Below are 9,458 nucleotides of genomic sequence, written 5' to 3'. Positions count from 1 at the left end.
CTCGGGGTCGTACGCCGCCTGGTACGCCTCCCCCGCGACCGCCCCGACCCGGGCCGCGACCGGGTACTTCGCCGCGTCGAACACCTTCGCCAGCAGGGGCCCGTACGCCTCCCACCACTCGGCGTCCGTCATGCCCGTGTCTCGCTCCGAACCGGCCGCCTCCACCGCGGTCCGGGCCGCGCCCTGGACGTACACCGAGACCATGCCGACCACCGAGTCCATCTCGAGGTCGGTCAGCCCGATGCCGTCCACCGCGCGCAGGTCGCGGTCGTAGCCGGCGATCGCGTTCGGGCCGAGCGGCGGTCTGGCCATCGCCATGACCTGCAGCATCCACGGGTGGCGGCGGTACAGGTCCCAGTTCGCCCGGGCGATCGCCTCGAGCCGGACCCGCCAGCCGCCCGAGCCGAAGTCACCCTCGACCGAGCCGCACGCGGTGTCGTACATGACGTCGATCAGCTCGGCCTTGGACGGCACGTACGTGTACAGCGACATCGTCCCCACACCCAGCCGCTCGGCCACCCGCCGCATCGAGAGCGCGGCCAGCCCGTCGGCGTCGGCCAGCTCGATCGCCGCGTCGACGATCCGGTCGACGCTCAGCCCGGGCCGCGGGCCGCGCGCCGGTGCGCGGCCGGCGTCGGTGTCGCGCCAGAGCAGGGCCATGCTCCGGACCGGGTCACCACGGCCGCCGTAATGCTTCTCCTCGGGCTTCTTCGTCATCGCGGCTGACATCCTAGATTCTCCGTACGACGTACGGTATTGTTGGCACTACTCCGTACGACGTACGACATTGGAGCGCCATTGATCATCACCGAAGGGTTGCGCAAGCGGTTCGGCGAGCGGACCGCGCTCGACGGCGTGGACCTGGACGTCGCCGCGGGAACGGTCTGCGGCCTGCTCGGCCCGAACGGGACCGGGAAGACCACGGCCGTGCGGATACTCACCACGCTGCTCCGCGCGGACGGCGGCCGAGCCGAGGTAGCGGGCTTCGACGTGGCGCGCGAGCCCGGCGAGGTCCGCCGGAGCATCGGGCTGGTCGGCCAGCACGCGGCGGTCGACGAAGCCCTGTCGGCCCACCAGAACCTCGAGCTCTTCGGCCGCCTCTACCACCTGGGCAAGGCCATGGCCCGGGCCCGGGCGCGCGAGCTGCTCGACCGGTTCGCCCTGGCGGACACCGGTTCGAAGGCGGTCAAGCAGTTCTCCGGCGGCATGCGCCGGCGGCTGGACCTCGCGGCGAGCCTGATCCTCGCGCCACGCGTGCTGTTCCTCGACGAGCCCACGACCGGCCTTGACCCGCGTGGCCGCAACGAGGTCTGGGCCGCGGTGCGCGCGCTGGTCGCGGACGGCACCACGGTGCTGCTGACCACGCAGTACCTGGAGGAGGCCGACCAGCTCGCCGACCGGATCTCGGTGCTCGACCACGGCCGGGTGATCGCCGAGGGCACCCCGGCCGCGCTGAAGTCCGACCTCGGCGGCGACCGCCTGGATGTCGTCCTGCACGACGCGGCGGACCTCGACCGGGCGGCCGCCGTGCTCGCCCGCGTGGCCGGCGCCGCGGCCGAGACCGACCCGGACGCCCGCCGGATCAGCGCGCCGGTACGGGATCGGGTGAGCTCGCTGGCCGACGCCGCGCGGGCACTGCGGGACGCGGAACTGTCCATTGCGGACGTCGCGCTGCGCCGACCGACGCTCGACGAGGTGTTCCTGCACCTGACAGGCCCCGACACGAAGAAGGTGCCCGCATGACGGCTCTTCGCTGGGCCGTCGCGGACGGCTGGCAGGTCACCCGCCGGGACCTGCTGCACTGGGCCCGCCAGCCCGCCCCGGTGATCGTCGGCCTGCTGTTCCCGGTCCTGCTGGTACTGATGTTCGGCTACCTGTTCGGCGGGGCGATGGTCGTGCCCGGGGGCGGCGACTACAAGGAGTTCCTGCTGCCCGGCATGTTCGCCATGACGATGGCGTTCGGCCTCGAGGCGACGATGATCGCGGTCAGCACGGACGTGCAGCGCGGGGTCACCGACCGGTTCCGGTCGATGCCGATGGCGCCGTCGGCCGTCGTCGTCGGCCGCTGCGGCGCCGATCTGCTCAACTCGGCCGCCGCGCTCGCGGTGATGCTCGGCTGCGGGCTGCTCGTCGGCTGGCAGGCACACGGCGGCAGCGGCGCGACGCTCGCCGCGATCGGCCTGCTGCTGTGGCTGCGGTTCGCCCTGCTGTGGCTCGGCATCTACCTCGGGCTCGCCGTGCGGAACCCGGAGGCGGTGGCCGCGGTGCAGATCCTCATCTGGCCGGTCGGCTTCCTCGCGAACACGTTCGTCGCGCCGGAGACGATGCCGGGCTGGCTCGGCACGGTAGCTGAATGGAACCCACTGTCCTCGACCGTGGCGGCGACGCGCGAGCTGTTCGGCAACCCGGGCTGGGGCGGCGAGTCGTGGGTCGCCCAGCACGCGACGCTCATGGCGGTCGCGTGGCCGCTGGCGATCGTCTCGGTCTTCTTCCCGCTGTCCGTCCGGTGTTACCAGAAGTTGAGTAGGTGAGGAATTTTCGGCACCCCTCGTGACCAGTCGGATCCTCACGGTACTCGTGGGTAATTCCGGGAACACTGGGAAAAATTGTGAATCACCTTTGCAAACCAGACCTTTACCTGGTATGTGCGCGCCCCGTCACCGCTCTGCCACGACACTCCCGACCTCCGCAGGGTGGTGTGCGCCACCGCCCGGTGTCAGGATTCGGGTCGTGCCGGATACCCCCGGCGGACCACGCCAAACGAATCCCCCGAATCTTCCCGTTTGGCGGGAACGGCGATGACGCTGCCGCGTGGCGCGCGCCGACGCGGCCAGCTGAGCAGAAAGGTGCCGCATGACCTGGGCAAGACACGCCAGCCCGACTATTGAGCAAGGCCGCTTCGCCGAGGCACGGGCGAGCGAGAGGATCCACCAAGCAGTACAGAACCGGAAGGCCGCGCGCACCGTCGCGATCCACTCCGCGGACACGCAGGATTGTGCGAACCTGCTTGCCATGCTGGGGCTGGACTCGCTGGACGGGGCCACGGAGTCCATTAGGGACTGAAATCCCCGCGGTGGCCGCCGCGCCAGGGCGGAGGCACGGCGGCACCACCGAATTCCGGCTCAGCCGGCCGAATACTCGACCACACCGTCCACTATGGACTTGCCGAGCCGGCCACGAACAACCAAGACTTCCAGATGTGCCGCAGTTTCCCCGGTCGCGAGCGTCTGGTTGAACAGGTCGAGATCGTCGAACGCGCGGTGCCTGCGGGTCCAGCCGAGCCGCCGCGCAGTATCGAACGCCGTGCCCGCACCGTCGTGCACCGCCGCGAGCGTCGCGGCCAGCCGGTCCTCGTGGTGGGCGAGCAGCTCGTCGACCCGCGCGTGCACGCTCGGCGCGACCGGCCCGTGTGCGGGCAGCAGCCGCAGGTCCGGGTAGGAGCGCACGAGCCGCAGGCTGTCCAGGTAGTCGCCGAGCGGCAGCTTTCCGGGCACCGGCTCGAACCCGATCGACGGGGTGATGTGCGGCAGCACGTGGTCGCCCGCGAACAGCACGCCGGCCTGCTCGTCGACGAACACGACGTGCCCCTGGGTGTGGCCGGGGGTGGGCAGCGCGACCAGCGTCCGGTCGCCGAGGTCGATCTTGGCCGTGCCCTCGAGCCACTCGTCCGGCGTCTCGTAGAAGTCGCGGCCCTGCCGCTCGTCCTTGCCGAACACCTCGCGCCACTTGTCGATGAGCTGCTGGGCGCCCCAGCGCACCATCTCGGTCGCCTTCGCGGTGTCCCGGCCGGACAGCACGCGTTCGAGCGAGGGCTGCTCGCCGATGCCGAGCGCGATCTTCGCGCCGTACGTCCGGCGCAGCGCGATGGCCAGCGTGAAGTGGTCGCGGTGCATGTGCGTGACCAGGAACCGCTGTATGTCACCGAAGTCGTGACCGAGCCTGCCGAGCGCCTGCTCGAGCTGGTCGCGGGCCACGTCCAGGGCCCACCCGGAGTCGACGAGCACGAGGCCGTCCGCGCTCTCGATCGCGTACACGTTCACCGCGCGCAGCCCGTCGGTCGGCAGGGGCAGCGGGATGCGGTGGACGCCGGGCGCCACCTCGAACGCACCGGGCTCGGTCCAGGCGTGCTTCGACATGCTGAGTACCTCGTCGTCAACGGCGTGTCTGACGATCACGAGTCGCGTGACCACGGATCAGTCAGGCGCCTGGTTCGTTGGACCAGACGTTACGGCCTCCGGCGACGCTGTCCGGCGTTCCATTGCTCACACCGAGACGCCCCCTGCCGCGGCAGGGGGCGCCTCGGTCAACGGATCAGGCCGGCACCATGCTGTGCGGGTCGAGCACGAACTTCTTGGCCGCGCCGCGGTCGAAGTCCTTGTACCCGTTCGGCGCCTCGTCGAGCTTGATCTTCGTGGCGTTGACCGCCTTCGCGATCTGTGCCTTGTCGTTCAGGATCAGGTTCATCAGCAGCCGGTTGTACTGCTTGACCGGGCACTGCCCGGTCGTGAACCGGTGCGACTTCGCCCAGCCCAGGCCGATGCGCACGCCGAGCTGGCCGATCTTCGCGTTGTCGTCGACGCCGCCCGGGTCGCCGGTCACGTACAGGCCGGGGATGCCGAGCGACGCGCCGGCCCGCGTGATGGTCATGACGTCGTTGAGCACCGTGGCCGGCTGCTCTCCCGCGTCCTTCCCATGGCCGCGGGCCTCGAAGCCGACCGCGTCCACCGCCGCGTCGACGACCGGCTCACCGACGAGGTCCTCGATCATGTCGGGGAGCTCGCCCGACTTGGTCAGGTCGACCGTCTCGCAGCCGAAGCTGCGTGCCTGCTCGAGCCGCTCCGGAATCAGGTCGCCGACGATGACGACCGCGGCGCCGAGCAGCTGCGCGGCGTGCGCGGCGGCGAGACCGACCGGTCCCGCGCCGGCCACGTACACGGTGGAGCCCGTGGTCACGCCGGCCGTGTAGGCGCCGTGGTAGCCGGTGGGGAAGATGTCCGACAGCATCGTGAGGTCGAGGATCTTCTCCAGCGCCTGGTCCCGGTCGGGGAACCTCAGCAGGTTGAAGTCGGCGAACGGCACCATCACGTACTCGGCCTGCCCACCGATCCAGCCGCCCATGTCGACGTACCCGTACGCCGCGCCGGGCCGCGCCGGGTTCACGTTCAGGCAGATGCCGGTCTTGCCCTCGGCGCACATCCGGCACCGCCCGCAGGCGATGTTGAACGGCACCGAGCAGATGTCGCCGACCTTGTGGAACAGCACGTCGTTTCCGGTCTCGACGATCTCGCCGGTGATCTCGTGGCCGAGCGTCTGGCCCACCGGCGCGGTCGTGCGGCCGCGGACCATGTGCTGGTCGCTGCCGCAGATGTTGGTGGTGACGATCTTCAGAATGGCGGCGTGGGGTGCCTGCTTGTCCAACCCGAAACTCTCGGCGACCTCCTGGGGCAGTTCCAGCTTCGGGTAGTCGATGCCTTCGACGGCCACCTCGCCCGGGCCCTTGTAGACGACTACGTGGTTTCCTGTCATCTCGCTCACCCTTTCCCTTCCCTCCCAACGAAGCTACGAGCGCAGACGACCGGGACGTAACTGCCCGGGAGGGTGGCCACGCACCTACCCATGTGGGTAGGTCGGGTCAGAGAATGCCGAGCTTGGTGGCGGCGTAGACGACCTCCGCGCGGTGGTGGACGTCGAGTTTGCGCATGATGCCGCGCACGTGGAACTTCACCGTGCTGTCGCTGATCAGCGCCGCCCGGCCGATCTCCCGGTTGGTCATGCCGCGGGCGAGCAGCCGGACGATCTCGAGCTCGCGCGGGGTGAGCCGGGGTGCACCGTCCTGTTCGGACAGCGACTGGACCATCAGCGAACCGCCGCGAACCTTCCGGATGATCTTCAGCAGGTCCACCACGTCGACGTCCTTCAGGACGTAGCCGCGCGCGCCGCGGCGGAGGGCCTCGACGACGAGGGACTGGTCGTGGAAGGTCGTCAGCACGATGACGCCCACCCGCGGGTGCCGGGCGACGATCTCCCCGCACAGGTCCAGCCCGCTGGCCGGGCCGGCGTCGCTCAGCTTGAGGTCGAGCAGCACCACGTCCGGCCGCGTCATGGCGATCGACGCCAGCGCGTCGGCCGCCCGCGCGGCGTGCCCGACGACGAGGATGTCGCTCTCCAGCTCCAGGATCGAGCGCAGCCCCTCGCGCACGATCGTGTGGTCGTCGACGATGAACACCCGGATGCGGTCAGGCATCGGCGCCCACCGGGACGGCCACGCGGACCCGCACGCCGCCGCCCCGGCGTGGCAGCACGCGCGCGCTGCCACCCAGCTCCCGGGCGCGCTCACGGATGTTGCCGAGCCCGCCCGGCGCGACCGCCCGCGCGAGCCGCTGCGCGAGCACCCGCGCGTCCCCGGTGCCGTCGTCGGCCACGGACAGCGTCACCTCGCCGCCACCCCAGGCCAGCTCCACCCAGATCGACCGGGCCGCGGCGTGCCGGGCCACGTTGAACATCGCCTCCTGCGCGATGTGGAACAGCGCGTGCTGCGCGGCGAGCGGCAACGTGGCCGGGTCACCGTGCGCCCGGAACCGCACCCGCAACGGCGTGATCGCCCGGAACTCGCGCGCCAGGTCGAGCAGCACGCCGCGCATGCCGCCGCGCTGGGTGTCCAGTTCGGACAGCTCGAAGATCGCCGCACGCATCTGGGTCAGCGCCGAGCGGGCGAGCTCCTTGGTGACCGCGACCTGCCGGCCGACGGTCGAGGACGGGTCCTGCTTGCGGCACCACTCCAGGTTCATGCCGATGCTGATCAGATGCTGCGCCACGCTGTCGTGCAGCTCGCGGGCGATGCGGTGCCGCTCCTGGCTGATCAGCTGCCGCTGCCCGGCCTCGCCGAGCCTGCGGTGGGCGATCTCGAGCTGGCGGTTGCGCTCCTCGAGCTCGCGGGTGCGCTGGCTCGCCTCGGCGTACAGGCAGGCGTTCTCCAGCGCGACCGTGAGCTGGTTGGCCACCGCCTGCAGGATGGCCACGTCGCTGTCGTCGATCTCGCCGGACAGCGCGACCAGCAGCGTTCCGTGCGAGACGGGCAGGCCGACCATCCCGGGCTGCCGGACCGGCCGTCCCGCCTCGCTCGTGCGGCGGGCGAGCGCGGCGAAGCCGTCGGGCAGCGCGCCCCGGCGAAAGCCCCGGCCCTCGAGCGTGAGCGACACGGCGGCCGCGCCGAAGTGCCTGGCCAGCGCGTCGACGACGGCGTCACAGAGCGCGTCCGGCCCGCTGGTCGTCGTGCACAGCGCCGCCGAGATGGCCCGCAGTGCCTCGATCGCCCGGTCCAGCCCGTGGCTGGTGCGCCGCCACTCGGCGTAGAACGACTGCTTGGACGACCGCGCGCCGGTGAGGCGTTCGAGCCACGGGTCAGAGCGCGGCAAGGCAGATCCGCTCGACATCTTCCCTGCTCACCGCCCTCGGGTTGGTCGTGATGTAGGCGTCGTTCAGCGCGTTCTCGGCGAACCGGGGCAGGTGCTCGCGGCGCACGCCGACCTTCGCGAGGCCGGCCGGGATGCCGACCTTTTCCCGCAGCCGGTGCACGCAGGCGATCGCCGCCTCGGCCGCCTCGGCCGGGGTCAGCCGCGCGGTCTCGACCCCCATCGCCGCGGCGACGCCGACGAACCGGTCCGCGTGGGTGGCCGCGTTGAACCGCATGACGTGCGGCAGCAGCATGGCGTTGAGCAGGCCGTGCGGGAGCTCGAGGTAGCCGCCGATCTGGTGCGCGATCGCGTGCGTGGCGCCGAGCAGCGCGTTGGTGAACGCGATGCCGGCCTGCAGGCTCGCCCGGGCGATGCCCTCGCGGGCGCGCAGGTCGGCCGGGTCGTCGATCGACGGCAGCAGGTTGTCGAGAACGCCGCGGATGGCGGCGAGCGCGTGGCCGTCGGACAGGAAGCTCGCGGCCTTGGAGACGTAGGCCTCGATGCCGTGGCTGAGCGCGTCGAGCGCGGTGTGCGCCGACAGCTCGGCCGGCATCGTGGTGAGCAGGCTCGGGTCGGTGATCGAGATGTCCGGGACGAGCGCGCGGCCGGCGATCGTGGCCTTGAGCCGGCGGGTGGTGTCGGTGATGACGCAGAACTGCGACACGTCCGCGCCGGAGCCGCCGGTGCTCGGGACCATGACCATCGGCGGGATGGGCTTCGCGATCGTGTCGATGCCCTCGTAGTCGAGGATGCGCCCGCCGTTGCCGGACAGCACCGCGATGGCCTTGGCCGCGTCGATCGGGCTGCCGCCGCCGATGGCCACGAGCACGTCGCAGCCGCCGTCGAGGTAGCGCTCGAAACCGGCCTCGACCTCGGTGTCCTTGGGGTTCGGGGTGACACCGGACCAGACCTGCCAGGACAGGCCCGCCTCCGTCAGGTGCGGTAGCGCCCGGTCGACCCAGCCGGCCTCGAGCACTCCCGGGTCGGTCACGACGAGCGCGCGCAGGCCGCCGGCGCGCCGGACCGCGTCGCCGACCTCGGCCAGGCTGCCGACGCCGAAGATGGTCTCCGGAATGAGGAACTTCTCCAACTTGCCGCGGAGTTCCATGGGCGCCCACCTCGCCGACCAGCGTAATCGCGCACCTGACATTTGCCAGTTGGTCCAGACCTCTTGACCACAGGTGGTCTAGACCACATAGACTGGCTACTCCCTGCAACCCTTAGGAGAACCATGTCCGGCAATCGATGGCGCCTGCCGGTGCTCGTGGCCGTCCTGGCCACGACGATCGGTCTGGTAGCCGCCCCGGCCGAGGGCGCGAGCAGCGAGTCCGGTCCCGCCGTGTCGGTGGCGGCGGGAAAGGTCAACCTCGGGTACTTCGTCCAATGGGGCGTCTACCAGCGCAACTACCACGTGAAGAACATCCAGACCAGCGGGTCGGCCGACAGGCTGACCCACATCAACTACGCGTTCGGCAACGTCACGAACGGGCAGTGCGCGATCGGCGACTCCTACGCCGACTACGACAAGTTCTACGACGCGGCGTCCAGTGTGGACGGTACGGCGGACACCTGGGACGCCGGCGCGCTGCGCGGCAACTTCAACCAGCTGCGCAAGCTCAAGGCCATGCACCCGGGCCTGAAGGTGCTGTTCTCGTTCGGCGGCTGGACGTGGTCGGGCGGCTTCGGCCAGGCGGCGGCGAACCCGGCCGCGTTCGCGGAGTCCTGCTACAACCTGGTCGAGGACCCGCGCTGGGCGGACGTGTTCGACGGCATCGACATCGACTGGGAGTACCCGAACGCGTGCGGGCTGACATGTGACTCGAGCGGGCCGGGGGCGTTCCCGGCGCTGATGAGCGCGCTGCGGTCGAGGTTCGGCGCGGGCAACCTGGTGACCGCAGCGATCACCGCGGACGGCTCGCCCGGCGGCAAGATCGACGCTGCCGACTACGGCGCCGCGGCGCAGTACGTCGACTGGTACAACGTGATGAGCTACGACTACTTCGG

9 protein-coding genes are annotated in these 9,458 nt (G+C 70.9%); 3 read left to right on the top strand and 6 right to left on the bottom strand.

Annotation, left to right across the window (positions count from 1 at the left end; translation table 11 throughout):
* On the bottom strand, positions 1 to 717 hold a 717-nt coding region (locus VH969_RS13495; protein ID WP_331974069.1), incomplete at its 3' end, for a TetR/AcrR family transcriptional regulator.
* 81 nt (positions 718 to 798) lie between these two features.
* Here VH969_RS13495 and VH969_RS13490 point away from each other — a divergent pair.
* Together VH969_RS13490 and VH969_RS13485 are read left to right on the top strand one after the other, a co-directional pair.
* Complete coding sequence (locus VH969_RS13490; protein WP_331974068.1) at positions 799 to 1,743, top strand: efflux ABC transporter ATPase subunit, DrrA-related; 945 nt, start codon at positions 799 to 801, stop codon at positions 1,741 to 1,743.
* Positions 1,740 to 2,531 carry an ABC transporter permease gene (locus VH969_RS13485; protein WP_331974067.1) on the top strand — a complete coding sequence of 264 codons (792 nt, stop codon included), beginning with the start codon at positions 1,740 to 1,742 and terminating at the stop codon, positions 2,529 to 2,531. Before VH969_RS13490 ends, VH969_RS13485 begins: the two co-directional genes overlap by 4 nt.
* Before the next feature lie 591 nt (positions 2,532 to 3,122).
* Here VH969_RS13485 and VH969_RS13480 read toward each other — a convergent pair.
* The 5 genes from VH969_RS13480 to VH969_RS13460 all read right to left on the bottom strand — a co-directional run bounded on the left by VH969_RS13480 (position 3,123) and on the right by VH969_RS13460 (position 8,562).
* Positions 3,123 to 4,136 carry an MBL fold metallo-hydrolase gene (locus VH969_RS13480; RefSeq protein ID WP_331974066.1) on the bottom strand — a complete coding sequence of 338 codons (1,014 nt, stop codon included), beginning with the start codon at positions 4,134 to 4,136 and terminating at the stop codon, positions 3,123 to 3,125.
* A 175-nt stretch (positions 4,137 to 4,311) separates the two neighbouring features.
* A complete protein-coding gene (gene fdhA / locus VH969_RS13475) occupies positions 4,312 to 5,526 on the bottom strand; it encodes a formaldehyde dehydrogenase, glutathione-independent (RefSeq protein ID WP_331974065.1) in 1,215 nt (404 codons plus the stop codon).
* A gap of 106 nt (positions 5,527 to 5,632) precedes the next feature.
* Complete coding sequence (locus VH969_RS13470) at positions 5,633 to 6,244, bottom strand: response regulator (RefSeq protein ID WP_331974064.1); 612 nt, start codon at positions 6,242 to 6,244, stop codon at positions 5,633 to 5,635.
* Complete coding sequence (locus tag VH969_RS13465) at positions 6,237 to 7,415, bottom strand: sensor histidine kinase (RefSeq protein WP_331974063.1); 1,179 nt, start codon at positions 7,413 to 7,415, stop codon at positions 6,237 to 6,239. Before VH969_RS13465 ends, VH969_RS13470 begins: the two co-directional genes overlap by 8 nt.
* Positions 7,402 to 8,562 (bottom strand): iron-containing alcohol dehydrogenase, encoded by a 1,161-nt coding sequence (locus VH969_RS13460; RefSeq protein ID WP_331974062.1) that lies wholly within the window; start codon positions 8,560 to 8,562, stop codon positions 7,402 to 7,404. The genes VH969_RS13465 and VH969_RS13460 overlap by 14 nt, the downstream gene beginning before the upstream one ends.
* A 123-nt stretch (positions 8,563 to 8,685) precedes the next feature.
* On the opposite strand from VH969_RS13460, the gene VH969_RS13455 reads away from it, so the two are divergent.
* The coding region (locus VH969_RS13455; protein ID WP_331974061.1) for a glycoside hydrolase family 18 protein at positions 8,686 to 9,458 on the top strand (773 nt) is incomplete at its 3' end.

This window comes from Actinophytocola sp. (assembly GCF_036555685.1).
Lineage (GTDB): Bacteria > Actinomycetota > Actinomycetes > Mycobacteriales > Pseudonocardiaceae > Actinophytocola.
The sequence above is the reverse complement of the archived record's forward strand: the minus strand, read 5'-3'. Positions and strand labels throughout refer to the sequence as shown.

Coding starts and splice junctions, on each gene's coding strand:
- VH969_RS13485 (WP_331974067.1), top strand. CDS start 1,740: ATGACGGCTCTTCGCTGGGCCGTCGCGGACGGCTGGCAGGTCACCCGC.
- VH969_RS13480 (WP_331974066.1), bottom strand. CDS start 4,136: ATGTCGAAGCACGCCTGGACCGAGCCCGGTGCGTTCGAGGTGGCGCCC.
- fdhA (WP_331974065.1), bottom strand. CDS start 5,526: ATGACAGGAAACCACGTAGTCGTCTACAAGGGCCCGGGCGAGGTGGCC.
- VH969_RS13470 (WP_331974064.1), bottom strand. CDS start 6,244: ATGCCTGACCGCATCCGGGTGTTCATCGTCGACGACCACACGATCGTG.
- VH969_RS13460 (WP_331974062.1), bottom strand. CDS start 8,562: ATGGAACTCCGCGGCAAGTTGGAGAAGTTCCTCATTCCGGAGACCATC.